The organism is Rhodoferax sp. LS1R11 (assembly GCF_056521395.1).
The window spans coordinates 362,731-386,379 of sequence record NZ_JBWMAW010000002.1 but is presented as its reverse complement, the minus strand read 5'-3'; the positions used below and the strand labels follow the sequence as shown (position 1 = coordinate 386,379).

The window sequence follows — 23,649 nt, the reverse complement described above, 5'->3', positions numbered from 1 at the left end:
AACCATCATGTCGATCCTCATCAATAAAGACACCAAAGTCATCACCCAAGGCATCACCGGCAAGACCGGTCAATTCCACACTGAAAAGTGCCAGGAATACGCCAATGGCAAAGAATGTTTCGTCGCGGGTGTGAATCCCAAGAAGGCTGGCGAGTCCATTTTTGGCATTCCAATTTTTGCCTCCGTCTCGGAAGCCGCCAAGAACACTGGCGCCACCGTGTCGGTCATTTACGTGCCCCCAGCGGGTGCAGCCGCTGCGATCTGGGAAGCCGTTGAGGCTGATCTGGACCTGGCGATCTGTATCACCGAAGGCATCCCGGTTCGTGACATGCTGGAACTGCGCAACAAAATGCGCGCCAAAGAAGCGGCTGGCGGCAAGAAAACCTTGTTGCTCGGGCCTAACTGCCCTGGTTTGATCACGCCTGACGAAATCAAGATCGGCATCATGCCCGGTCACATCCACCGCAAGGGTCGCATTGGTGTGGTCAGCCGCTCCGGTACGCTGACCTATGAAGCTGTGGCGCAGTTGACCGAAATCGGTCTGGGCCAGTCTACGGCGGTTGGTATTGGTGGTGACCCCATCAATGGCCTCAAGCACATCGACATCATGCAAGCCTTCAATGACGACCCGGACACCGATGCCGTCATCATGATTGGTGAAATTGGTGGTCCGGACGAAGCCGAAGCGGCTCGTTGGTGCAAGCTCAACATGAAGAAGCCCATCGTCGGTTTCATCGCGGGTGTGACTGCTCCTGCAGGTAAGCGCATGGGCCACGCCGGTGCCTTGATCTCTGGCGGCGCCGACACGGCCGATGCCAAACTGGCAGTGATGGAAGAGTGTGGTTTCACGATCACACGCAATCCATCCGAAATGGCCAAGTTGCTCAAAGCTTTGCTGTAATCTGTCGAGGGCGCCTCATTTGGGCGCCCCTGCGGTTATCCACAATAGAAAGCCGGATTTCCTGAGGGAAAATCCGGCTTTATTGTTTGTATGCCTTGGGCATTGATAAAGAAAGATTACCGTGGAAGAATTCCTAACCGCTCATTTTTGGCTCGCCGTCGGTCAGATCATCATGATCGACATCCTGCTTGGCGGCGATAACGCCGTCGTTATTGCTCTGGCTTGTCGGCAATTGCCCGCAAACCTGCGTACCAAAGGCATTTTGTGGGGAACGGCAGGCGCCATCGTGCTGCGCGTCATCCTCATTGCTTTTGCCCTCACTTTGCTGCAGGTTCCTTTCCTGAAGTTGGTAGGCGCTGCCCTGTTGTTGTGGATTGGCGTGAAGCTGCTGGCACCTGACGAAGAGGGCCATTCCGACATCAAGGGCAGTGACAAGCTGTGGGCGGCTGTCAAGACGGTGATCGTGGCTGATTTGGTCATGAGTATTGACAATGTCATTGCCATTGCGGGTGCGGCCACGGGCGCGGGCAGTCAGCACCAATTGCCTTTGGTTATCTTCGGCCTCCTGGTGAGCATTCCCATCATCATCTGGGGTAGTCAGCTGGTGCTCAAGCTGATGGATCGATTCCCGATCATCATCACGGTCGGTGGCATGCTGCTGGGTTGGATTGCGGGTACGATGGCGCATAGTGATCCGGCCGTTGTCGATTGGTTGCCGCAAACCAAAGTATGGAATTATGGTTTGGGCATTGCTGGTGCACTGGGGGTGTTGCTCATGGGCGTCGTCTTGAAGAAACGGGCGCAGTCAACGGCTTGACCGAGTAGCCTGCCGTGAGGCACTGTCGATAAAATATAGGGCTGGACAGGTTCGCCCCCGAGTCGGGGGTGGGCTGTATTATTAAGAGGTCATGCAATTGCCTCAAACTCAGCCTGAGACTCAATGAACTACAAATTCGTCGCGCAAACTGATCCGGGACGCGCCCGTGAAAACAACGAAGACTCTGTAGTTTTTGACATCGATGCCCACATTGGCGTGTTGGCCGACGGCATGGGGGGGTACAACGCCGGGGAGATTGCCAGCGGTATGGCCACTGCGTTCATCAAGACGGAATTGGCCGGTTGGCTGACCGAGTTTGGTGGACAGGCGAAGGCGGCGCAAGTCAGACGAGCCATTGAGGTGTGTGTTGACAACGCGAATCGGGCCATTTTTGATGCGGCTAACGCGAACACCCAGTACGCGGGGATGGGAACCACCCTTGTGGTTGGCCTGTTTCAGGGGGCCCGGTTGATGTTGGGGCACATTGGTGACTCCCGTTGCTACCGCTGGCGCGGCAACGAGCTGGTACAAATCACCAAGGACCATTCCCTTCTGCAGGAGCAGATTGATGCGGGATGGCTGACGCCGGCTCAAGCCGCCACCGCAACCAACAAGAATCTGGTGACACGGGCTTTGGGCGTTGAAGAGACGGCATTGCTCGAATTCAATGAGTACCATGTCATGGAGGGTGACCTCTACCTGATGTGCTCCGACGGGCTCTCTGATATGGTGGACGATTCAGACATAGCAGCGCTTCTTCGAAATGGTGCGTCTCTGGAGCACATCGCGGCAAAACTGGTCCTCATGGCAAATGAAAATGGCGGACGGGATAACATCACAGTCTTGTTGGTCGAAGCAGTGGGCTCGCATGAAAAGCGCGGTTTAATATCCAGACTGCTTGGAAAGTAACAAGCCCATGGGTTATCCAACAACAAATTTCAGGAACAGGAGTCGGTCATGCCAAAAATGATCGTTTCGATCGACGGCGTCGTCATCAAGGAAGTCCAGTTGACGAAGGACAAAACGACCTTGGGTCGGCGGCCGTACAACGACATTGTGATAGACAACCTGGCCGTGAGTGGTGAGCATGCCTTGCTGCAAATGTCAGGGTCAGAGGTTTACCTGGAAGACCTGAACAGTACCAATGGCACTTACGTGAATGGCAAGGCGGCCAAGCGGCAGTTGCTGCAAAACGGTGACACGGTTGAGGTCGGCAAGTACAAAATCAAGTTTGTGAGCGATGTGGCTTCTGAAGGTTATGAGAAGACCATGATGTTCAAGCCAGGCGGCGTAACGCCCGCCTCTGAGCCTGCATTTGCGTCGCATGAATCCCGGTCAGCCGGTCTGGAGGCCCTTCATGCGGCCATCAAGGTGCTATCGGGCGCTGCTGCGGGCAGGGAAATGCCTTTGACCAAGGTGGTCACCACGGTGGGCAAGCCCGGGGTTGCCGTGGCTGCCATCACCCGGCGTCACCATAGCTATTTTGTTCACCATGTGGAAGGCGCGGGTAATCCGTCACTCAATGGTGCTGCGATTGGCGTGGAGCCTGTGGCATTGAAAAATGGGGATTTGATCGAGTTGGCCGGTACCCAAATGCAGTTCGTCCAAGCCTGATCAGGGCTGGATACAACGGCTTGCGTTGCTTTTGCTGCTCTGCGACCGGATTTAAGGCATAGCGAGGAGCCGCAATGAAAGTTCGTGTATTGGGCTGCTCAGGCGCCATTTCCAAAGGGTGCCGAACCACGTCTTTCCTGATCGATAGCGACATGTTGGATGTGGCCATGCTGGTGATCGAAACGGCCTTCAGCAACCGCGAACAAGTTCTGGCCAGGCAAGGCTTGCATTTGTCGCCTAGCGTCCTGGCTGAAGAGTTGGATTGCATCGCTCAGGGAAAGAAATTCCCGGTTTACATCACGCATACCAAGCCCGCCGAAACCGAGGTGATCATGTCCGAGATTCAGCGTTTTGATCAAAACCCGGCTGCGGGCAGCGGGGTGGCGCATGACATTCGCTGGCTGCGGGCTGGTCAGGAGTTCGAGGTATGAGCGCAGTCTTGAAGCCCGGGGGATCGGACAAAAAACCAGAGGCTTCTCTTGAGAGGCGCGGCATGACATTTGAGGCGCTATTTTACAAACAGCTGCAACAAGTCACCGCCCGTATCCACGAGACCGATAACGTGGACCAAATCATGCTGGAGGCCAGCCAGGACATTTGCAAACTCTTCAATGCGGACCGGTTGACCCTGTACGCCTTGAATGGAGACCGCTCGGCCATCGTTTCCAAAGTCAAGACGGGGCTCAATAGCAGCCAGAACCTCAAACTGCCCATCACGCCCCAAAGCATTGCGGGCTACGTGGCGTTCAGCCAAAAGCTGGTCAATATTGCGGATGTTTATGACGATGAGGCGCTCAAGCAGCTTCATCCCTCTCTGACCTTCCTGAAGGAAGTGGATCGGCGATCGGGTTACCGAACCCGGCAGATGTTGGTGGCCCCCATTCTGGAGGGCAATACCCTTCAAGGCGTGCTGCAGGTCATTAACAACAAAAGTGGACATCCCTTTGGTGAACTGGAGGTAGAGGGTGTCTCGCAGTTGTGCAAAACACTGGCCACCGCCATTCGGCAGCGCGTGCAAAAAGCCAGTGAGGGCGTGCGCGCCAAGGCGACCAAATACGACGGTTTGATTGCCGATGGCGTCATGACATCGCCAGAGCTTCAGCAGTGCCTGCAAGAAGCGAGAGTGGATGGCAAGCCCGTAGAGCACGTGCTGATTGCCAAGTACATGGTTCGCCCGGCGCAAATTGGGCCGTCACTGGCCAAATTTTTTGGCGTCGCCTATGAACCCTTTGCCCCCAGCCGAATTCGTTCGGAAATACTGCACGGCTCCCTCAAGCGCGAGTTCATTGAGGAGCAGGGCTGGATTCCCCTGGAGGAGTCGCCCGAAGGTCTGGTCATCATGTGCGTGGACCCGGAGGCGGTGCGCGGCGCGCGCGTCGTGCCGCAGGTCTTCCCCCGCGTGACCAAATTTGTGTACCGGGTGACCACGCAGGCTGAGTTCCACGACACGCTGGCGCAAATATTTGGCGCCGGAATCGAAGGGGGCTCTATTGACGAGCTTCTGGCCGAAATGGACGGCCCCCCCATTGACGACGGCTTCAATGACGACGCGCTGGAGTCGGCCGCGGCGGACAACGAACTGGTCAAGTTCGTCAACAAGGTGATCATTGACGCCTACCACCAGAAGGTGTCGGACATTCATATTGAGCCGATGCCGGGCAAGCTGAAAACCGGCATCCGGTTTCGCATTGACGGCACCTTGATGCCGTACATCGAGGTACCCTCGCATTTCCGTCAGGCCATGGTGACACGCCTGAAGATCATGTGTGACCTCGACATCTCGGAGCGCCGCAAGCCACAGGACGGCAAGATCAAGTTCAAGAAATATGGCCCGATTGACATCGAACTCCGGGTCGCCACCATTCCTTCCGCTGGAGGGGTGGAAGACGTGGTCATGCGGATTTTGGCCGCCGGTGAGCCCATTCCGCTGGACAAGCTGGGCCTGACCCCGCACAACAAGGACCGGGTCATCAAAACGATTGAGAAACCCTACGGCTTGTTCTATGTGTGTGGTCCTACGGGTTCCGGCAAGACCACCACGCTGCACTCCATCCTCAAGCACCTCAACACGCCGGACACCAAGATCTGGACCGCCGAAGACCCGGTGGAGATCACGCAAAAAGGGCTGCGCCAGGTTCAGATCAACCGCAAGGCCGGGATTGACTTTGCGTTGATCATGCGGGCCTTCCTGCGGGCCGACCCCGACATCATCATGGTCGGTGAATCGCGCGACAAGGAAACTGTGGCGATGGGCGTGGAAGCCTCACTTACCGGTCACCTGGTGTTTTCGACCCTGCATACCAACTCGGCACCCGAGTCCATCACGCGCTTGCTGGACATGGGCATGGACCCCTTCAACTTTGCCGATGCCTTGTTGGGCATTCTGGCGCAGCGGCTGGCCAAAAAGCTGTGCGACTGCAAGGAGTCGTATGTGCCTGACGCCGAAGAGCTGCGTCTTTTCGCGGTCGAATATGCCGACGAACTCCGGCACTCCGTCGCCTGGAAAGCTGACTACGAAGGCGAAATCCGGAAGCTGATCGACAGCTGGCACAAACTGTACGGTCAGGATGGCCAGATCAAGTTCTACCGCCACGTGGGCTGCGACAAGTGCAACAAGACCGGCTACAAAGGCCGCATTGGCCTGCATGAATTGCTCATTGCTTCTGACGACGTCAAAAAGCTCATTCAGGAACGCGCCCGTGTGGCCGAGATTTTTGCCGCTGCGGTGGAAGGCGGCATGCGCACCCTGAAGATGGACGGCATGGAGAAAATCATGATGGGCCTGACCGACATCAAGATGGTTCGGTCAGTCTGCATCAAGTAAATGACAAAAATGGCGTGACAAAAATGTCGCGTCAGGTCTTGTAACCAACTCAGGTCGTCATGTTTCTAACGAAATGTGACGTGTTTGGTCCAAAAACAATCAAATTTGGCGTTTCAAAGACTTGGCACAGTTACTGCTGAATATGAACGTCTCTAAGTTGATTTCGTTTTTACCCAAGGAGTTATTCATGAAACGTTCCATGCAAAAAGGTTTTACCCTGATCGAGCTGATGATCGTGGTTGCGATCATTGGTATTTTGGCTGCAGTGGCTTTGCCTGCTTATCAGGATTACACGGTTCGTGGTCGTGTATCTGAAGCCATGGTTGCGGCTTCTGCTGCCAAGCTTAATGTGGTTGATATTTTGGCGAATGGTAAATTTACTGCGGTCAATGGTTATAACCAAGGGTTCACCACTCCGACAGCCAGCCCCAATTTGACGTCAGTTGCCATTGCCGCAACAACTGGGCAGATCACTGTGACCACTACACAAAAAGCGGGTAACGGAACATTGGTATTTGTTCCTTACACAGGCGGTGCTGCTGGTACGGTTAATTCCGGTACTGCGCTGCCTGACGCCACGGCTGCATTCACACCTCCGACGGATGCGACGAAATGGCAATGTTTATCTGCTACTGTTGGCCTTGTTATATCGCCTGCGCCAACAGCTGCGGCTACACTCCCTGCGCGTTTTGCCCCGAGTGAGTGCCGTTAATTAATCCGCAGATTAAAAAAGAGCGTTACGACGCTCTTTTTTATTGAAGTTCGTAGGTGAATTGGTTGGAAGTATGTTTTTATAGGTAAGAGGCTATTCATGACGCGTTCTATCCAAAAGGGTTTTACCCTGATCGAATTGATGATCGTGGTTGCGATTATTGGTATTTTGGCTGCCGTGGCTTTGCCCGCTTATCAGGATTACACGGTTCGTGGTCGTGTATCTGAAGCCATGGTTGCGGCTTCTGCTGCCAAGCTTAATGTGGTTGATATTTTGGCGAATGGTAAATTTACTGCGGTCAATGGTTATAACCAAGGGTTCACCACTCCGACAGCCAGCCCCAATTTGACGTCAGTTGCCATTGCCGCAACAACTGGGCAGATCACTGTGACCACTACACAAAAAGCGGGTAACGGAACATTGGTTTTTGTTCCTTACACAGGCGGTGCTGCTGGTACCGCCAATTCCGGCACTGCATTGCCCAACGCGACCGCTGCGTTCACTCCGCCAGCTGATGCGACGAAGTGGCAATGTCATTCGGCGACGGTCGGGTTAGCTATTTCGCCAGCTCCAACAGCTGCGGGCACTCTCCCTGCACGTTTTGCTCCGAGTGAGTGTCGTTAATCAATCCTTGGATTCTCAGTGAGCGTTTCGACGCCCGTATTCTGATCAATAAAGTATGCAGTATTGATCAGCCTCAAATTCACAATGCCCGAATGAATTTCAGAAACCGCTTCAAATCAGCCAGTTATGCCGCACTATTGCATCTCCTAGGCAGCATGATCGTTGCGGCCGTCGCAGCGTCTTTGGTGTTCGGTCTGTGGTATCCATATCCGTATCGGGAGCTTTCGGGCGGCGATGAGTTGTTTTTGCTGGTTGTTGGCGTAGATGTTGTCTGCGGCCCTTTGTTGACTCTAGTGTTGTTTAGCCCAAAAAAAACGCCTCTAGAGTTGTTTCGTGACTTGACGCTTGTGGGTTTGATTCAGCTTGCCGCCCTGGCTTATGGAATGTGGACGGTCGCCATTGCTCGTCCGGTTTTTCTGGTCTTCGAATTTGATCGTTTTCGCGTCGTTAGCGCTGCAGAAATAGAACCGAATAGTCTTAACGCTGCTGCACCTGATTTTCGGCATCTCGGCTATATCGGTCCGAAAATTATTGCGGCACGGGTAGCGAGGCCTAGTGACGAGGACTATCTTCAGAGCATCAATCTATCTCTGAACGGGATTTCCCCCGCTCTAAGGCCTAGCGCTTGGCGGCTTTACGATTCAGTTCGCGATGCCGTTCTGGGCAAGAGTCGCGCTTTGAAGCTGCTGAAAATGCGCTACCCTGAGCATATGGCGTTGATTGATGCGGCAGCGGCCAAAACCGGTTTGTCCGAAGAAAAGCTAGGCTATTTGCCAGTCCAAGGGCGGCAACAAATGTTTTGGGTTGCATTTGTTGCCATGGACGATGCGCGAGTTGTCGGTTTTCTTCCGTTAGATGGACTCTGACACCGCCAAAGCAGCCAGCAATTTGCGTAAGCACGGTGTTTCTTTTGAGGACGCAATCATTGCGTTCGCAGATCCACTTGCCTTGATGACGCAGGATCGAGTCGAAGGACTGGAGCAGCGCTGGCAAACATTGGCAATGATTGGTGGCTATCTGGTGCTCTTGGTGGCGCACACCGTTGGGGAGGATGACGACGGCACGAGCCGCAGACCGCAAGGAGCGAAAAAGTTATGAAAACCAAGTTCGTTAAACGAGATATTGATTTGCAAAATCTGCCGCCGTTGACTGATGAGCAGCGTGCCAGACTTAGCCTATTGGCAAAAATTCCAGACAGCGAGATTGACTACAGCGACATCCCGCCATTGAATGATGTGTTCTGGAAAAATGCCATTCGCAATCCCTTCTATAAGCCCACCAAACAAGCCACCACTGTGCGTATTGATGCCGATGTGCTGCTATGACCCGAAAAGCTCGCTGTGCGAGCCGAGCCTGGCCAGTCGCAAGATGTCGGCGTCAGGCTTACGGTAGATCAGCACCAGATCGGGCTTGACGTGACAGTCACGGTAGCCTGCTCATTCACCGCTCTAATCGTGATCGCGGTGTCGTGGCTCCAATGGGTGGTCAATCGTCCGCATGCAAGTCCGCCATCAAGGCATCGACGCTGGCGAAGCGTTTGCCCTTTCCCGTTTCAAGCTCGGCTATCGCCTTGCGGGTGGTAGCGTTTGGAACCTTGACCTCGAAGGGCAAGCGGCGCTCGTCTGCAACGCGCAGCATCAACAGGCGGATGGCATCCGAAATCGACAGGCCCATTGCGGCCAGCGCTTCGGTTGCACGTTCTTTGGTATCCGTGTCGATACGAGCACGGACGTAGGTATCGGCGGTGGTCATGGCGGCTCTCCCTGGATCAGTGTTGAGTTTGTATTGTAGTCACAGTGCGACTACGTCACAAAACTCCCCGATTTCCCCCCATGCTTCTCCAGCAGCTTGACTTCGGAAATTGTCGTGCCGCGGTCCACGGCTTTGCACATGTCGTAGATGGTGAGCAGTGCTACTGTGACGGCGGTCAAGGCCTCCATCTCCACGCCGGTGGGGCCGACGGTTTCTACTGTTGCAGTACAAAACAGGCCTCTAGCCCCCGTGTTATCTGCGGAAGTAGCTACAAAATAAATAGCAAATAGCGTCAATGCAAGGGTGACACGCGGGCGTCAATTGCTGGTAACCCGCCTCGTTACGTGCGCGCGAAGCCATGCGGCAAAGGTGTCTTCGTTCAACTCTCCGTCGGCAACCGCCAGTATGGTGATCGTAGCATCGGCTTGCGTGGTTGCCAGGCGATAGCCATTGAGGTACAAAAACAAACCCGTCGCCAAAAATGCGGCCCGTTTGTTGCCATCCATAAAAGGGTGGTTTTTTGCCAGTCCGATGCAATAGCTTGCGGCCAGGCTCGCCAAGTCTGGTGGCTCCGTGGCGTTGGCGTAAGCCAGCAGGTTCAGGGGCCGCGCCAGCGCAGAGTCCAGGAGCCCTTCATCGCGCAGGCCTGCTGCACCACCGTGTTCGGCCAAACTTTCACCATGTAACAACAGCAACGCTGATTTGCTGATCCAGCGCCACATCATTTGGCCAGTTGATGAAAGGTGTCGCGAAAATCCCGCATGAACGCGCGACCCGCGTGAATCTCTTCTTCCAGCGCAGGGTCATAAGGTGTGAGTGTGTAGCCCTCGGGTGTTTCGGTCAGAAAGACGTTTTCACCCTTGCTCAGTTTGAGCCTCGCCAGGGCCTCCTTGGGCAATACAACCCCCACCGAATTGCCGATTTGAGTGAGTTTGAGCATGTGCATGACGTTCCTTGGTTATTACGTTTGTAATACTAAACGACACCCCGTTTGCTCGTCAATCGTTGAACCCGGATTTCCCCCCATGCTTTTCCAGCAGCTTGACGTCGGAAATCGTCATGCCGCGGTCCACGGCTTTGCACATGTCGTAAATGGTGAGCAGCGCCACTGTGACGGCGGTCAAAGCTTCCATCTCCACGCCGGTGGGACCGACAGTTTCTACCGTTGCAGTACAAAACAGGCCTCTAGCCCCCATGTTGTCTGCGGGAGTAGCTACAAAATCAAGAGCAACTCGCGTCAGCGCCAGGGGGTACATGCTTGACATGACAGTCGGCGTGCGTCAAGGTTGACAGCCCATTCGCCAACGTCAACACACTTTAATTAGTATTGATTGCATAAACTTTAAAGAAAAGACACAATCCAACTACTGGCAAACCGTCTTTTGTGCGAGGAAATCATCATGAGCAGCCACACCATAGACACCGCCATGGCAAAACGGATGGTCGAAGCGTCCGCGATCCGTGGCGCGTCGATCATTGGCCAACCTGGCGGCTGGTCCGTCGTCCTGAAGCTGGGAATGCAAGAAAAACCGCTGGGGGCTCAGCGTAGCGACAAGCCCCGCATGTGGCGCAGTCTTGACCGCTGTGTGGACTACCTGAAGAAAGAGCTTCATATCGTCCGCTTCGAGCTGCTGGATGCGACCAACTTCAGCGGCGCTGCCCTGGTGGGCAAGTCCCGCGAGGACGCATCGGAACGGCTGCGCAACGCTCATGAAGCGGCAACGCATGACAAGTGGTTTCGTGAGCAGGTAGAGATTGGCATCGCAGAGGCCAACGACCCGGCGGCCGACTGGGTGACGAACGAGGAGGCGAACGCGAGCTGGGCCAAGAAGCGGGCCGAGCTGGTCAAACGAGCTGAAGGGAGCGCCACCTGATGATCGTGTGGCTACGCAGGGCGATAGCTGACCGTGATGCTCAGCTGGACTACATCGCCCAGGACAACCTCCGCGCAGCCATCGAGCAAGGCGACCGCATAGCCCACCAGGTGGGCCAGTTGGTCCAGCACCCGGAAATGGGCCGCGCAGGGCGCAAGCCAGGAACCCGCGAGCTAGTCATAAGCCGGACTCCGTTTATCGTAATTTATCGCCTTGAGGGCAAGCGTATCGAGCTGTTGCGTTTGCTGCACGGTGCACAGCAATGGCCGAAGGAGATGCAAACAAGGTCCTGAACGTCAATTGGTATTGCACGCCCATCCCGTTCGTGCTCCTGTTGGCTCAATGATTTGAATTCACCTCGTGAATTTGTTCTGCGTCTGGGTGGCAGTTGACCAAGAACGCCATCATTTCAGTGGCGTCCTTCTCCAGGTAAAACCGGACCATGTTTTCATTGAATTGCTGCGCCTTGGCTGCGGGTACGCTGATTGCATCAATGCCCGCTGACATCAGAATGCCATTCATCATGAAACGGGAAGTGCGTTTGTTGCCATCGAAGAAGAATTGCTGCAAGGCACCGAACAGAAAAAAGGCGGCAGCTTTCTCAAAGGGTTGCTGTATCTCGCTTTGAAGCGCATGCAGGCCACTGGCAAAGACACGATTCAACTCCGGGGCACCGGCAACAGTCGCCAGTGGCGTGTATCGACCATGCTCACCCAAGCCGACATCCGGCGTGTAGCCCTTCTCTTCGCCCTCGCCCCGAAAGTGGCCCCACTCCAACGCTTCATTTCGGGCGACAAGACCATGCAGCTCAGTGAACGTCACTTTGTCCATGAAAAATTTACCTGCCTTCACCAGCGCCAACAGGTGCTTGGAGCTGGTCGCCAGATTCAGAACCTGTTCCTGGTCAGAGATTTTTCGTCCGCCGATGGTCACGCCATCCAACAAGGTTTTGACCTCAGGATAGGTGAATGGGTTGCCTTCAAGCACGGATGCATCCCAAACGAACTCGGGCAGCATGCGATGAAAGCGGAAGGCCACTCGCTCGATGGAGTGAGTCGGCACCACGTCAGGCACGGCTGACCTGTTCCAGTGAAATCCGAGTGCAGAGAAGAGTTCCATATTTTTCCTTGTGTGTCTCGCCGCTCACTCCGCCACAAAACTCCCCGACTTCCCCCCATGCTTCTCCAGCAGCTTGACGTCGGAAATCGTCATACCGCGGTCCACGGCTTTGCACATGTCGTAAATGGTGAGCAGCGCTACTGTGACGGCGGTCAAAGCTTCCATCTCCACGCCGGTGGGGCCGACGGTTTCTACTGTTGCAGTACAAAACAGGCCTCTAGTCCCCGTGTTGTCTGCGGGAGTAGCTACAAAATCAAGAGCAACTCGCGTTAGCGCCAGGGGGTGGCACAGGGGAATCAAATCGCTGGTTTTCTTGGCGGCCATGATGCCGGCGATGCGGGCAATGCCCAGCACGTCGCCTTTTTTGGCGGTGCCCGACTCGATGAGCGCCAGCGTGGTGGGCAGCATGTCGATACGACCGCCGGCCACGCCGATGCGGTGGGTGGCGGCCTTGGCAGCCACGTCCACCATGTGGGCTTGGCCTTGGGCGTCAAAATGGGTGAGTGAGCTCATGGGGAATATTTACCGAACGTTCATACAAGTCGAGCATCATACGTTCACTGATCTGCGCAAGCCCCTTTTGCGAATGACGCGTCCTCACAGCCTACGGTATTCATTTTGAACCCTAAATTTAGATTAAATCGGCCTCTAGCCCCCGTCTATACGGCGGGAGTAGCTCTGTTTTTAATAGCGTTTGGTTGGGGCGCTCCGCTTGCCTTGCAGGCGCAAACCAGCGATGCGTTGCCAAAGCCGTCGACCTCCCAGCCTTCCGCGCAACTCCCCACGCTGGGCGACGGCAGCGACATGACCAGCAGTGCCGAGCGGCGCCTGGGCGACCGCATTGCCCGTGAAATCTACCGGGATCCCGATTACATCGACGACCCCGTGCTGGCCGAATATGTGCAGGGCATCTGGCAACCCTTGCTCGCGGCAGCGCGCCTGCGTGGTGAGCTCACGCCCGAACTGGACGAGCGCTTTGCGTGGGAGATCATGCTCGGGCGCGACCGCACGGTGAATGCGTTTGCCCTGCCGGGTGCCTACTTTGGCGTTCATCTGGGCCTGATTGCGGTGGTCAGCAGCCGTGACGAACTGGCTTCCGTGCTGGGGCACGAACTCAGCCACGTCACGCAGCGGCACATCTCACGCCTGATTGCCAAGCAGAGCCAGCAAACGCCGTGGATGATTGGCGCCATGATTCTGGGCGCGTTGGCGGCCAGCAAGAGTCCTGATGCGGGCAACGCCCTGATTGTGGGGGGGCAGGCCGTGGCCGCCCAGAGCCAGCTGAATTTTTCACGCGACATGGAGCGCGAGGCCGACCGGGTGGGTTACGGCGTGATGACGCAGGCCGGGTTCGAGCCGCAGGGTTTTGTGTCGATGTTCGACAAGTTGCAGCAGGCCTCACGCCTCAATGACAACGGCGCTTACCCCTACCTGCGCAGTCACCCGCTGACCACCGAGCGGATTGCGGACATGCAGTCCCGTCAGGCCCTGACCGCACCCACTGCCGTGCCGGTACCGCTCACGTTTGAACATGCCATGGTGGCGGCACGTGCCCGCGTGCTGTCCAACCCGGGCGTGGACGCCCTGCGGGCCGCGCTGCTGGAGGCGGGCAGTGCCAATCTCGCGACCTTGTCGGCACCCCGGCAGGCGGCCGTGTTGTACGGCGCCGCCCTGGCTGCCAGCCGCTTGCGTGATTTCACCGGTGCCAAGGGGTATCTGGACCGCCTCTCGGTGCTGGTGCGCGCCGATTTGCCGGGCGCCCGTTTGGTCCGCTTGCTGGAGGCTGAAACGGCGTTGACGGCGGACGATGCACGGCGCGCGGCCTCGGTCTTGACCGCCAACACGTTCGCAGCCCAAGGCGGCGCTGCAGACGCTGCATCGGTGCACCGGCCCGAGTTGTTTTTGGCCATGCAAATCGCCCTGCAAACGGGTCAGGGCGGGCAAGCCAAGGCGCTGGGTGAGTCGATGCAACAACTTCAGAGTTGGGTGGCGGCGCACCCGCGGGATGCGCAGGCCTGGCAGTTGTTGTCCAGCGCTTACGCGGCGCAGAATCAGAGCTTGCGCGCGATCCGGGCCAACGCCGAGGCCCATGTGGCCACGCTGGACTACCAGGCGGCGGTTGACCGATTCAAGGCGGCGCAAGAGCAGTTGCGCGCAGGCGGCACGGGCGTGGTGGCCGCGGACCACATTGAGGCGTCCATCATCGACACCCGCAAACGCCAGGTGGAGGCGCTACTTAAAGAACAGGCGCTCGATCGCTGAATCGATCACGATGCCAAACACCGAGTAAATCAGCGAGCCCAGCAGCGCCGCGCCAAATCCGCGCACCGCAAAGCCGTCGAGAACCCCTGCGGCTGACCAGAACATCAACGCGTTGATGACGAATAAAAACAGCCCCAGCGTGATGACGGTGACGGGCAGCGTCAGCAGCACCAGCAGCGGTCGCAAAATCATGTTGAGCAGGCCGATGACCAACGCGGCAATCAGGGCTGCGGTGAAGCTGGTCACCTGCACCCCGCTGTAGAGGTAAGCAACGGCCAGCAGGGCGGCGGCGCTGAGCAGCCATTTGACGATGAGTTTCATGGTTCAAAGGATAGCACCCCATGGCCCGGCGCGCATGACACTCGTCAACACCTTGCGGCAAATTCGGCCGCAGGCGCCGCGCACCGTCAGCGCGGCTTCGGGTACCCGCTGTCGGCCCAGGCGGTGGCGCTGGCGCGGTTGAGCTTGAAGCCGGGCGACACACGCACCTGCGCCAGCTCGTCTCCGGCTTCGTCGTGCGCGGTCAGCGTGGCATAGGGGTGCTCCTCGTCCGGCACGATGTCGAGTGACACGGTGATGCGCGCGTTGCCGGCGGTCACGGCCAGGCTCTGGTGCAGCGAGGCGTGCAATTGCTGCTCATGCCGGCGCACAAATTCAGACGCTGTCTTGACCAGGGTGCTGAAGGCGTTGCCGTCCAGCGGTTTGGGATTTTTCTTGTCGCGCCCCATGGTCCAGGGGCCGATCAGGGCGGGCTCGGGCTCGCCGTCCTTGATCATGGCGACCGCCCAGCCGTCGTCGTCCTCGTTCTTGATGACGCGGGCGGTCCAGCCCACGTCGCGCCACAGGCGGGGCTCTTGAATTTTGGCGTCGGGGTCGGGGAGGAGTTCGGTCACAGGGCGGGTCGTTTCTGTCAAGGGTGCGCGGGAAGCCCTTGATTTTACCGGTCCGGGTGTGCCGGGCTATGATGCGACCCCCATGGCAGGCATCCACATCACCGACATTGAATCGGCCATCAACTATTGGCGCGAGAAGAGGCCTTCTCTCGACGGATTTTCGCTCGCCCCCGAAATCCGGGCGCTGGCCGAGGTGTATGCGCTGATGGTGTACCACCATGAGGTCCAGGCCGATGAGTTCTCAATCCCCGCGCCAGCCCTGCAAGCGTGGCTCACCTGGTACGACACCACGCCCGACACCCCCTGCATTGCCATCTGCTCCACCAGCCAGGGTGACGAGGAGTGCAAGGGCTGCGGCCGCAGCTTTGCCGAGGTGCAGTACTGGCTGGAAATGAGCCCGGTGGAGAAACGCCAGACCTGGCGGCGCATCACGATGCTGGGGGCGGCCTGGCGGTTCAACCGCTACGCGGAGCGAGCCACTGAGACGACGCGGTTTGCTATTTAATTAATAGCTACATACGCACTATTGACGTGTGCTAGAGCCCAATTTGGCATTTATTTCCAGCGAATGGGCTCAATGTCCACAGTCGTCGTGCCGTCGCCCAGCATCAACACCCCTTCCTGAATCGTGGCCTGCAGCTGCATGCTGCGCTGGGCCAGCGGGATCAGGGCCTGCGAGGCCACGGTGGGGATGCGGAACACGCTCAGGTTTTTGGGTCGGGCCAGCTTGGCCTTCATGGTGCGCCACCACACTTCGGCCGCGTGGTTGAAGCAGTACAGCACCACCTCGTCCCCCTTGTTGCAGGCCTTGAGCAGCGGTTTGTCTTCCGGTTGGCCCACCTCGATCCACAGGCGCGTGAGGCCCGTGAAGTCGCGCAGCCAGGCGTCGGGCTCGTCGGGGTCCGACAGACCGGCGCCAAAGGCCAGCGTGCCATCGCCACCGCACACGGTTTGCAGCTTGTGGGCCTGCAGCGCCAAAGCGCACAGGCGCACCATCATGCGTTCGTCCGTCTCGCTGGGGTGGCGCGCCAGCGTGAGCGCGTGGTCGGCGTAATACGCGTGGTCAATGTCGGCGATTTGCAGACTGGCTTTGAAGATGGTCGATTTGATGGCCATGCACGGCTTTAGATTCGGCGCGCCAGTTCAGCAGCCTTGCCGGTGTAGCTACCGGGTGTCATGGCCAGCAAACGGGTTTTTTCTTCTGCCGGAATGGCCAGATCGGCGATGAAGCCCTGCATCAGTTCACGCGTCATGGGTTCACCGCGGGTGAACTTTTTGAGTTGCTCATAAGGCTGGGGCAGGCCAAAGCGGCGCATCACGGTCTGGATTGGCTCGGCCAGCACTTCCCATGAGGCGTCGAGGTCGGCGGCAATGGCGGCCTCGTTGATCTCGAGCTTGCCCAGTCCGATGTTCAGCGACTGGTAGGCCAGCACGGCGTAGCCCATGGCCACGCCCATGTTGCGCAGCACGGTGGAGTCGGTCAGGTCACGTTGCCAGCGCGAAATGGGCAACTTCTCGCTGAGGTGGCGCAACACGGCGTTGGCCAGGCCCAGGTTGCCTTCGGCGTTCTCGAAATCAATCGGGTTGACCTTGTGCGGCATGGTGGAGGAACCCACTTCGCCGTCGCGCAGTTTTTGCTTGAAGTAGCCCAGGGACACATAACCCCAGACGTCGCGCGCCCAGTCAATCAGGATGGTGTTGGTGCGCGCCACGGCGTCAAACAACTCGGCCATGTAGTCGTGCGGCTCGATCTGGATGCTGTAGGGCTGGAAGGTCAGGCCGAGGCCCAGCGGCTCCGGCGTCTCGATGACCTTGCGGCTGAAGGCTTCCCAGTCGAACTCGGGCCAGGCCGACAGGTGGGCGTTGTAGTTGCCCACGGCGCCATTCATCTTGGCCAGCAGCTTGACGCCGGCAATGCGTTCACGTGCGGCCACCAGGCGGACCACGACGTTGGCAATTTCCTTGCCCACGGTGGTGGGGCTGGCGGTCTGGCCGTGGGTGCGGCTGAGCATGGACACGTCGGCAAACGCATGCGCCATGTCGCGCAGCTTGGCGATGATGGCGTCCAGCGCGGGCAGCAGGACCTGGTCACGTCCGGCCTTGAGTTGCAGGGCGTGGCTGGTGTTGTTGATGTCTTCGCTGGTGCAGGCAAAGTGCACGAATTCGCCCGCGCTCATCAGCTCGGGCCGGGCTTCGAACTTGGATTTGATCCAGTACTCGACGGCTTTGACGTCGTGGTTGGTGACTTTCTCGATCGCCTTGATGGCTTCGCCATCGGTTTCGGAGAAATGCTTCACCAGACCCAGCAAGTAAGTGCGTGCTCCTGGGGAGAGTGGCTTGAATTCGGCAAAGCCGCAATCGCTCAGGGCGATGAACCAGGCCACTTCGACTTGCACACGGCGTTGCATGTAACCCTGTTCGCTCATGACAGGACGGAGTTTGGCGAGCTTGGCGGCGTAGCGGCCGTCCAGCGGAGAAAGAGCGGAGATGGCTGAAAATGTCATCCCCGGATTGTAGGTTGTGCGTCACACCGGGTCCGTGCAATGCCCCGCACGTCAGTTCCGGGACACCTCGGTGGCTAGAATGAACGCTCCTGAAACGATGAACCGCCCATGAAATTACTCGGATCCAGCTCCAGCCCTTTTGTACGCAAAGTGCGCGTCGTCATGGCCGAGAAAAAACTCGACTACGCTTTGGTGCCTGAGGACGTCTGGTCTGCTGAGACCACCATTGCCGACTCCAACCCGCTGGGCAAGGTGCCCTGCCTGGTGATGGAAGGCGGCGAGGCCCTGTTTGATTCACGCGTGATTGTGGAATACCTGGACACCCTGTCCCCCGTGGGCAAGCTGATTCCGTCGATGGGCCGTGAACGCGCCGAGATCAAGACCTGGGAGGCCCTGGCCGATGGCTTGATGGAGGCCGCGGTGCTGGCGCGCCTGGAGGCCACCTGGCACGGGCGCACGCAAGAGCAGCGCAGCCAGGTCTGGATCGACCGGCAGTTGCTCAAGGTGTCCGGCGCCTTGAAGGCCATGAGCCGCGGTCTGGCTGAAAAGCCGTTTTGCGGCGGCATTCACTTGAGCCTGGCCGATATCGCGGTGGGTTGCGCCCTGGGCTACCTGGACTTCCGGTTTGCGCACATCGACTGGCGCACCGACTACCCCAACCTGCACAAACTCCACGACAAGCTGGTGCAGCGCGCCAGTTTCGCCGACACGCTGCCGGTCTGACAACGGCGGTCAGCGGTTGGCTCGTTGCTTGAGCCAGCGCATCAGGCTACCCACCAGCGGCAGTTTCTCGTACAACTCCTCGGCGGCGTCCCAATAATCGCGGTGCAGCGTGATCAGCCCCTGCGGTGAGAACACCAGGTGCGAGCTGCCCAGAATGGTCTGCTCGGTGGCCGCTCTGAAGTTCTTGAAGCGAAAACGGAACTCCCAGGTCAAAAAACACTGGTTTCCCTGCACCACTTGCCCGGTCACCACAAAACGCGGGGCCTGCAAGGCCACAAACATGTGTTCAAAAACGCGCTGGATCGCGGGCACGCCGGTCACGTCGTTGAACGGATCCTTGAAGCGCGCTTGCACGTCGTAATACGCGGCGATCTCTGTCACGTTCTGCGGGGTAAGGGCTTGAAAGTAGTGCACGACCCGTGCCACGGCCTGGGCCGACAGCGCGTCAGCGCAAGAGGGGGTGTCTGGGAGGAGAGGGGGTGTTGACATCATCGGGTGGCCCGGCGGACCAGGAAAAAGTAGGCCCGGTGGGGCAGGATGCGCAGGGCTTTCATCCAAAGCGTAAACCGTTTCGGAAAATGAATCTCAAACGCCCCGCGTGCCCAGCCCTGCACGATGGCTTGCGCCGCCTGGTCGGGCGTCAGCAGCGCCGGCATGTCGAACTGGTTGCCCGCCGTCAGCGGGGTTTGCACAAAGCCGGGGTTGATGAGGGAGACGCCAAGGCCCTGGCCGTGCAGGTCCAGGTACAGCGTCTCGGCCAGGTTGATCAGGGCGGCCTTGGTCGGGCCATAGGCCAGGCTTTGGGGCAGGCCGCGGTAGCCCGCCACGCTGCCCACCAGGCTGATGTGGCCCGCGCGCCGGGCCCGCAGGGCGGGCAGCACGGCATCGAGCAGGTGCAGGGCGCCGGTGTAGTTCACGTCCACGTGGCGCAGCATGTCGTCCAGGTCGATGGCGTCGGCCTGCATCGCGGTGTAGTGCCCGGCGCAGTACATCACGCAGTCCAGCGGGCCTTGTGCCAGCAGCCCGGCGGCGGCGGTCTTCACGGCTTGGCGGTCGGTGGCGTCCAGCGCGAGGGCCTGGCAACCGGGGTGGCGGTTGACAAAGGCGTCCAGCGCCTGCGCCTGGCGCGCCGACACGATGACCCGGGCGCCCAGGGCATACAGCGCGGTGGCGGTGGCCCGGCCGATGCCGGTGGAGGCGCCCACGATCCAGACGGTCTTGCCGCGCCAGTCCTTCATCGGGGTGTTCAAGGCAGGGAAGAGAGTCATGGGTGTTTCACTATTATTTTTATAGCTGCTTGTGCACGGAGTACGGGGGCTACAGCCTGATTTTGTATAAATTTTGTCAATGCATGCGCTTGGTGAACGACAGCGTCACCTCGCCCAGGCGCACGCCGAATTTGCGCATGGTGGCCTTGTTCAGCATGACCTGGTCGGTCATCAGGTACATCCAGTCGTCGAACTGGACGTCGATCACCCGGCCGTCTACCGGCAGGCTCAGTGTGTAATTCCAGTGGAAGGCATTGCCCTGGCTCTCGCCCGCGGCCTCGCCCACCACGTCATCGGCGCGGCCGGTGAAGCGGCCACCGGGCAACTTGGTCAGGCGCCAGATGCGTTTCTGGGTGCTGCCGTCCGAGTAGTTGAAGGTCTCGTCCAGCACACCTTCGTTGCCGGTCCAACTGCACTGCATGACCACCGTGAAGCGCTTGACCACGGCGCCCGAGCGGTCGGTGAAGATGCCGTAGGCATCGAGCGTGCCATTGAAATACTGCTGCAGGTCCAGCGGCGGTTTCTCCTGGGCATAGGCCTCGATGTGTTGCGAGGCGCAGCCCGTCAGGGCCAGCGTGGCGGCAGTGGCCGAGGCCAGGAGCAAGCGTCTTTTCATGGGGTCTTCCGGATGATGAGGGTGTACAGGAGGCCCGTCGCCAGCAGCTTGAGGGCGCAGGGCAGCAGGCAATAAGCCCAGGTGAGGGTTTGCAGGGCGTGCGCATCGCGCGCACCCGGTGCGTAGCCCAGGCTGCCCAGCAGCGGCAGGGCGACGCCTGCGGCCAGGGCGAGGTTGAGCTTGGTGGCGAAGTTCCACCAGCCCAGGTAGGCACCCTCCGAGCGCCCCCGGTCGCCGTTGGCCTCGATCGTGCCCGCCAGCAGGGCGCCGGGCAGGGCCAGGTCGGTGCCCAGCGCCACGCCCGAGAGCGCGCACACCACGACAAAGGCGGTGAGGTCGCCGCTGCCCAGTTGCGAGGCGAAGACGAAGGTGACCATCGACAGCAACATGCCCAGCCCCCAGGTGCGCGCCAGCCCCAAGCTTCTGACCACGCGCAACCAAAGGGGAATGGCGAGCGCCGCGCTCAAAAAATAGCTGCCCAGAAACAGGGACTCGCTGCCGGGTGGGGCCTGCAACCGGTCCTGCACAAAAAACAGGATCAGTGTGGCGGGGATGGCGCTGGCGATTCCATTGACCACAAAGACCGTCAGCAAGGCCCGAAAGCCGGGTTGGGCCAAGGGCTGCCAGAGGGCGCCGGTGCTGCCCTTGCCGCCGGGCGAGGTCGCTGGCACGTGGGCTCGGCGCCTTGGGTGCGGCGCCAAACGCCAGGCCAGCCAGCCTGCGATCAGTGCGATGAAAAACAGCGCTGTTGTCGCCCGCAAACCCAGGGCTGCAGGCGTGATGGACGCCACCATCACACCTACCAGGCCCAGTCCTTCGCGCCACGCCACCACGCGGCTGCGCTGCACCTCGTCACCGCCCAGCATCGCGCCCCAGGACTGGTACAGGATGCTCAGGGCGCTGTAGGCCGCGTAGGTCAGCACCAGGCAGGCGCCAGCCCACAGCAGCAGGCCGGGCCGGGTGTGCGTGGGCGGGAAAAACAGCAGGGTAAAACCCACGCCCAGCACCAGTGCGGCGGCCGCGCCCCAGCCCAGCACGGCCTGCAGGGAGCGTGCAAACAGGCGGTCGCTCCAGCGCCCCAGCAGCGGGTCGATCAGGGCGTCGAACAGGCGCGCGCCCAGCAAGAGCGAGCCGAGGGTGGCCAGCGGCACGCCAAACGTCAGGGCATAGTGGTTGGGCAGCACCACATACAGCGGCAGGGCGACAAAGGCCAGCGGCAAGCCCATCAGGCCGTAGCGCCAGCCGCTCCGCCACGTGAAGGGCCGGGCGGCTGTGGCGACAGAAGGTGGGTGACTCATGGCGTGGGCAGTCAGCGCAGCACTAAGGCGTGGCCCGGGCCAGCAGCTCGGCGCGCAAGGCGGGCTGGCTGGTGGATTCGGCCAGCCAGATGCCAAAGAACAGGCGGCTGAAGGCAGGGTCTTTCACCCAGGCGCGGGGCTCGCCGTTGAACCAGAAGTGCGCGCCCTGCGCCGGGTGGTGCAGCCCGGTGAGGCGGTCACCGGCCTTGACGTCGGGCAACGCGCTCTCCAGGGCGGCCAGCCAGCGCTGTTCTTGCGCGGGAGTGATGTTGTCCAGATGGCGCATCTCCTGGAGCGAGCGCGCGGCGATGTCCCTGCCCGCCAGGGCGCGCAGGTAGGTCAGCTCCAGCGCCAGCGCGTGCAGGGCGTAGTTGGCAGCCCGAAAACCGGGCGCGACCCAGAGTTGGGCGTCATACACGTCAAAGCCGAAAAACCGCAGCCGCGACGCGCCCGCCCACTTCCCGCCCGGCAGTTGCGGGGCCAGCTCCGCGGGCAATGCGGTTTGCGCCTGGCCTGCGCCACAGGCCAGCAGGCCTGTGCCCGCCAAGACGCTGGCGGCACCCACAGACAAAATGTGACGTCGATCGGTCATGGTGTCCTCGTGCTGGGTTCAGGCAGCACGCTTGTGCAGCGTGTACTGGACGACATCGACGTTGTGCTCGTCAAACGCGGCTTCGCAGTACGCCAGGTAAAACTCCCAGATCAGCACAAAGCGTTCGTCAAAGCCGTTTTGCAGCACCTGCGCGCGGTGCGCCATGAAGGCCTCGCGCCAGCGCCGGAGCGTCTCGGCGTAGTCGTGGCCAAAGGCGTATTCGTCCACCACCTCCAGCCCCGCGGCCAGTGCCTGCGCGCGGAACTCGCGCGGGCAGGGCAGGCAGCCGCCGGGAAAGATGTACTGCTGGATGAAGTCGGTCGAGCCCACGTAGCGATCAAACAGCGCGTCGTCAATCACGATGCTTTGCACGCAGGCGCGTCCGCCGGGTTTGAGCAGCCGGGCCACGGTGGCAAAGTAGGTGGGCCAGTATTCGCGCCCCACGGCTTCGACCATTTCAATCGAGCAGATCGCGTCAAACGGGGCGTCGGTGATGTCGCGGTAGTCCTGCAGGCGCAGGTCGGCCCGGTCGGCCACGCCCAGGCGCAGCAGGCGGGCCCGGGCAAAGGCGAGTTGCTCGGTGCTCAGGGTGACGCCCGCGACGGTGGCGCCACATTCGGTGGTCGCCATCTCGGCCAGCGCGCCCCAGCCGCAGCCGATTTCCAGCACGCGGTCGCCGGCCTTCACGTGGGCGGCCGACAGCGCGCGGCGCACCTTGGCATGTTGGGCCTGTGCCATCGGCTGGCTCAGGTCGCCGCCGAACAGGGCGGACGAGTAGTTCATGGTCTCGTCCAGCCACAGGGTGTAGAACGCATTGCCCAGGTCGTAGTGGGCGTGGATGTTTTTCTGGCTGTTGGCGCGCGTGTTGCGGTTGAGCAGGTGCTTGACGCGGTACAGCAGGCGCCCGGCCCACGAGCCGTAAACCATGCTCTCCACCTCAAGGCGGTTTTTCACCAGCACGCGCAGCAACTCGGTCAGGTTCGGCGTAGTCCAATCGCCGGCAATGTAGCCCTCGGCAAAGCCGATGTCGCCCGATTTGAGTGCGGCCGCACACACCTTCCAGTTGTGCAGGACCAGGGTGGCATGCGGCAGGAGGTCGCTGCCAAAACGCTGCATGCTGCCATCGGGCAGCTGCACGGTCAGGCTGCCGTGGCGCAGGCGCTGCAGCAGTTTGAGGATGGTGCGGGCCGCCGCCGGGGTGCCGCGCGGGATGGAAAACAAGGGGGCTGTGGTGCTGTTCATTGTGGGCCTCGGGG

The 23,649-nt window shown here is 59.6% G+C and carries 31 protein-coding genes and 3 pseudogenes; 16 read left to right on the top strand and 18 right to left on the bottom strand.

Annotated elements, in window-relative coordinates:
- Positions 1-7: 7 nt before the first annotated feature.
- The 11 genes from sucD to AC097N_RS04385 all read left to right on the top strand — a co-directional run bounded on the left by sucD (position 8) and on the right by AC097N_RS04385 (position 8,817).
- On the top strand, positions 8-901 hold the full coding sequence (gene sucD / locus AC097N_RS04435; RefSeq protein WP_479579530.1) for a succinate--CoA ligase subunit alpha: 894 nt from the start codon (positions 8-10) through the stop codon (positions 899-901).
- A gap of 121 nt (positions 902-1,022) precedes the next feature.
- On the top strand, positions 1,023-1,718 hold the full coding sequence (locus AC097N_RS04430; protein ID WP_479579529.1) for a TerC family protein: 696 nt from the start codon (positions 1,023-1,025) through the stop codon (positions 1,716-1,718).
- 123 nt (positions 1,719-1,841) lie between these two features.
- Positions 1,842-2,627 carry a Stp1/IreP family PP2C-type Ser/Thr phosphatase gene (locus tag AC097N_RS04425; RefSeq protein WP_479579528.1) on the top strand — a complete coding sequence of 262 codons (786 nt, stop codon included), beginning with the start codon at positions 1,842-1,844 and terminating at the stop codon, positions 2,625-2,627.
- Positions 2,628-2,675: 48 nt separating this feature from the next.
- Entirely contained in the window at positions 2,676-3,332 is a 657-nt protein-coding gene (locus AC097N_RS04420) for an FHA domain-containing protein (RefSeq protein ID WP_479579527.1), read from the top strand.
- Between the two features lie 74 nt (positions 3,333-3,406).
- Positions 3,407-3,763 carry a hypothetical protein gene (locus AC097N_RS04415; RefSeq protein WP_479579526.1) on the top strand — a complete coding sequence of 119 codons (357 nt, stop codon included), beginning with the start codon at positions 3,407-3,409 and terminating at the stop codon, positions 3,761-3,763.
- Positions 3,760-6,156: an ATPase, T2SS/T4P/T4SS family gene (locus AC097N_RS04410; protein ID WP_479579525.1), complete on the top strand. Its 2,397-nt coding sequence runs from the start codon at positions 3,760-3,762 to the stop codon at positions 6,154-6,156. The genes AC097N_RS04415 and AC097N_RS04410 overlap by 4 nt, the downstream gene beginning before the upstream one ends.
- Positions 6,157-6,343: 187 nt before the next feature.
- A complete protein-coding gene (locus tag AC097N_RS04405) occupies positions 6,344-6,868 on the top strand; it encodes a pilin (protein WP_479579524.1) in 525 nt (174 codons plus the stop codon).
- Between the two features lie 99 nt (positions 6,869-6,967).
- A complete protein-coding gene (locus AC097N_RS04400; RefSeq protein WP_479579523.1) occupies positions 6,968-7,492 on the top strand; it encodes a pilin in 525 nt (174 codons plus the stop codon).
- Positions 7,483-8,358 carry a TfpX/TfpZ family type IV pilin accessory protein gene (gene tfpZ / locus AC097N_RS04395; protein ID WP_479579522.1) on the top strand — a complete coding sequence of 292 codons (876 nt, stop codon included), beginning with the start codon at positions 7,483-7,485 and terminating at the stop codon, positions 8,356-8,358. The genes AC097N_RS04400 and tfpZ overlap by 10 nt, the downstream gene beginning before the upstream one ends.
- On the top strand, positions 8,348-8,590 hold the full coding sequence (locus tag AC097N_RS04390) for a BrnT family toxin (RefSeq protein ID WP_479579521.1): 243 nt from the start codon (positions 8,348-8,350) through the stop codon (positions 8,588-8,590). Before tfpZ ends, AC097N_RS04390 begins: the two co-directional genes overlap by 11 nt.
- Positions 8,587-8,817, top strand: a complete 231-nt coding sequence (locus AC097N_RS04385) for a BrnA antitoxin family protein (protein ID WP_479579520.1) — start codon at positions 8,587-8,589, stop codon at positions 8,815-8,817. Before AC097N_RS04390 ends, AC097N_RS04385 begins: the two co-directional genes overlap by 4 nt.
- On the opposite strand, the pseudogene AC097N_RS04380 reads toward AC097N_RS04385, so the two are convergent.
- From AC097N_RS04380 to AC097N_RS04355, 6 genes and pseudogenes are all read right to left on the bottom strand, one after another.
- A pseudogene (locus tag AC097N_RS04380) lies at positions 8,812-8,979 on the bottom strand (type II toxin-antitoxin system YafQ family toxin); the annotation flags it as partial. The gene AC097N_RS04385 and the pseudogene AC097N_RS04380 overlap by 6 nt on opposite strands.
- Entirely contained in the window at positions 8,978-9,244 is a 267-nt protein-coding gene (locus AC097N_RS04375; protein ID WP_479579519.1) for a type II toxin-antitoxin system RelB/DinJ family antitoxin, read from the bottom strand. The gene AC097N_RS04375 and the pseudogene AC097N_RS04380, both read right to left, overlap by 2 nt.
- Before the next feature lie 50 nt (positions 9,245-9,294).
- A pseudogene (locus AC097N_RS04370) lies at positions 9,295-9,565 on the bottom strand (cyclic pyranopterin monophosphate synthase MoaC); the annotation flags it as partial.
- Positions 9,562-9,969, bottom strand: coding sequence for a type II toxin-antitoxin system death-on-curing family toxin (locus AC097N_RS04365; RefSeq protein WP_479579518.1), 408 nt, complete (start codon positions 9,967-9,969; stop codon positions 9,562-9,564). The pseudogene AC097N_RS04370 and the gene AC097N_RS04365, both read right to left, overlap by 4 nt.
- The gene (locus AC097N_RS04360; protein WP_479579517.1) at positions 9,966-10,190 is read right to left on the bottom strand and encodes an AbrB/MazE/SpoVT family DNA-binding domain-containing protein; all 225 of its coding nucleotides are present in this window, start codon (positions 10,188-10,190) and stop codon (positions 9,966-9,968) included. The genes AC097N_RS04365 and AC097N_RS04360 overlap by 4 nt, the downstream gene beginning before the upstream one ends.
- Before the next feature lie 52 nt (positions 10,191-10,242).
- Positions 10,243-10,524 (bottom strand): annotated as a pseudogene (locus tag AC097N_RS04355) (cyclic pyranopterin monophosphate synthase MoaC); the annotation flags it as partial.
- Positions 10,525-10,644: 120 nt separating this feature from the next.
- On the opposite strand from AC097N_RS04355, the gene AC097N_RS04350 reads away from it, so the two are divergent.
- Together AC097N_RS04350 and AC097N_RS04345 are read left to right on the top strand one after the other, a co-directional pair.
- Positions 10,645-11,118, top strand: coding sequence for a hypothetical protein (locus AC097N_RS04350; protein ID WP_479579516.1), 474 nt, complete (start codon positions 10,645-10,647; stop codon positions 11,116-11,118).
- Positions 11,118-11,411 (top strand): type II toxin-antitoxin system RelE/ParE family toxin, encoded by a 294-nt coding sequence (locus tag AC097N_RS04345; RefSeq protein ID WP_479579515.1) that lies wholly within the window; start codon positions 11,118-11,120, stop codon positions 11,409-11,411. Before AC097N_RS04350 ends, AC097N_RS04345 begins: the two co-directional genes overlap by 1 nt.
- A 46-nt stretch (positions 11,412-11,457) precedes the next feature.
- Here AC097N_RS04345 and AC097N_RS04340 read toward each other — a convergent pair whose 3' ends face one another.
- Both AC097N_RS04340 and moaC read right to left on the bottom strand, forming a co-directional pair.
- Positions 11,458-12,237, bottom strand: a complete 780-nt coding sequence (locus AC097N_RS04340) for a Fic family protein (RefSeq protein WP_479579514.1) — start codon at positions 12,235-12,237, stop codon at positions 11,458-11,460.
- A 24-nt stretch (positions 12,238-12,261) separates the two neighbouring features.
- On the bottom strand, positions 12,262-12,750 hold the full coding sequence (gene moaC / locus AC097N_RS04335; protein ID WP_479579513.1) for a cyclic pyranopterin monophosphate synthase MoaC: 489 nt from the start codon (positions 12,748-12,750) through the stop codon (positions 12,262-12,264).
- Positions 12,751-12,924: 174 nt separating this feature from the next.
- Here moaC and AC097N_RS04330 point away from each other — a divergent pair, with 174 nt between their 5' ends.
- Positions 12,925-14,499 (top strand): M48 family metalloprotease, encoded by a 1,575-nt coding sequence (locus AC097N_RS04330; protein ID WP_479579583.1) that lies wholly within the window; start codon positions 12,925-12,927, stop codon positions 14,497-14,499.
- On the opposite strand, the gene AC097N_RS04325 is transcribed toward AC097N_RS04330, so the two are convergent.
- Both AC097N_RS04325 and AC097N_RS04320 read right to left on the bottom strand, forming a co-directional pair.
- The gene (locus AC097N_RS04325) at positions 14,470-14,820 is read right to left on the bottom strand and encodes a phage holin family protein (protein WP_479579512.1); all 351 of its coding nucleotides are present in this window, start codon (positions 14,818-14,820) and stop codon (positions 14,470-14,472) included. The genes AC097N_RS04330 and AC097N_RS04325 overlap by 30 nt on opposite strands.
- 86 nt (positions 14,821-14,906) lie before the next feature.
- Complete coding sequence (locus AC097N_RS04320) at positions 14,907-15,392, bottom strand: hypothetical protein (RefSeq protein ID WP_479579511.1); 486 nt, start codon at positions 15,390-15,392, stop codon at positions 14,907-14,909.
- A gap of 82 nt (positions 15,393-15,474) precedes the next feature.
- On the opposite strand from AC097N_RS04320, the gene AC097N_RS04315 reads away from it, so the two are divergent.
- Complete coding sequence (locus AC097N_RS04315; protein WP_479579510.1) at positions 15,475-15,897, top strand: DUF3717 domain-containing protein; 423 nt, start codon at positions 15,475-15,477, stop codon at positions 15,895-15,897.
- 50 nt (positions 15,898-15,947) lie between these two features.
- Here the strand turns inward: AC097N_RS04315 and AC097N_RS04310 are convergent, their stop codons facing one another.
- Positions 15,948-16,508, bottom strand: a complete 561-nt coding sequence (locus tag AC097N_RS04310) for a YaeQ family protein (protein ID WP_479579509.1) — start codon at positions 16,506-16,508, stop codon at positions 15,948-15,950.
- An 8-nt stretch (positions 16,509-16,516) separates the two neighbouring features.
- Positions 16,517-17,896 (bottom strand): adenylosuccinate lyase, encoded by a 1,380-nt coding sequence (gene purB / locus AC097N_RS04305; protein WP_479579508.1) that lies wholly within the window; start codon positions 17,894-17,896, stop codon positions 16,517-16,519.
- A gap of 108 nt (positions 17,897-18,004) precedes the next feature.
- On the opposite strand from purB, the gene AC097N_RS04300 reads away from it, so the two are divergent.
- Complete coding sequence (locus AC097N_RS04300; RefSeq protein WP_479579507.1) at positions 18,005-18,619, top strand: glutathione S-transferase N-terminal domain-containing protein; 615 nt, start codon at positions 18,005-18,007, stop codon at positions 18,617-18,619.
- Positions 18,620-18,628: 9 nt separating this feature from the next.
- On the opposite strand, the gene AC097N_RS04295 is transcribed toward AC097N_RS04300, so the two are convergent.
- The 6 genes from AC097N_RS04295 to AC097N_RS04270 all read right to left on the bottom strand — a co-directional run bounded on the left by AC097N_RS04295 (position 18,629) and on the right by AC097N_RS04270 (position 23,635).
- Positions 18,629-19,108, bottom strand: a complete 480-nt coding sequence (locus AC097N_RS04295) for a nuclear transport factor 2 family protein (RefSeq protein ID WP_479579506.1) — start codon at positions 19,106-19,108, stop codon at positions 18,629-18,631.
- Positions 19,108-19,887, bottom strand: a complete 780-nt coding sequence (locus AC097N_RS04290) for an SDR family NAD(P)-dependent oxidoreductase (protein WP_479579505.1) — start codon at positions 19,885-19,887, stop codon at positions 19,108-19,110. The genes AC097N_RS04295 and AC097N_RS04290 overlap by 1 nt, the downstream gene beginning before the upstream one ends.
- A 76-nt stretch (positions 19,888-19,963) precedes the next feature.
- The gene (locus tag AC097N_RS04285) at positions 19,964-20,503 is read right to left on the bottom strand and encodes a DUF3833 domain-containing protein (RefSeq protein ID WP_479579504.1); all 540 of its coding nucleotides are present in this window, start codon (positions 20,501-20,503) and stop codon (positions 19,964-19,966) included.
- On the bottom strand, positions 20,500-21,801 hold the full coding sequence (locus AC097N_RS04280) for an MFS transporter (RefSeq protein WP_479579503.1): 1,302 nt from the start codon (positions 21,799-21,801) through the stop codon (positions 20,500-20,502). The genes AC097N_RS04285 and AC097N_RS04280 overlap by 4 nt, the downstream gene beginning before the upstream one ends.
- Positions 21,802-21,823: 22 nt before the next feature.
- On the bottom strand, positions 21,824-22,393 hold the full coding sequence (locus tag AC097N_RS04275; protein WP_479579502.1) for a chalcone isomerase family protein: 570 nt from the start codon (positions 22,391-22,393) through the stop codon (positions 21,824-21,826).
- Positions 22,394-22,411: 18 nt separating this feature from the next.
- Positions 22,412-23,635 carry a class I SAM-dependent methyltransferase gene (locus tag AC097N_RS04270; RefSeq protein ID WP_479579501.1) on the bottom strand — a complete coding sequence of 408 codons (1,224 nt, stop codon included), beginning with the start codon at positions 23,633-23,635 and terminating at the stop codon, positions 22,412-22,414.
- Positions 23,636-23,649 lie beyond the last annotated feature (14 nt).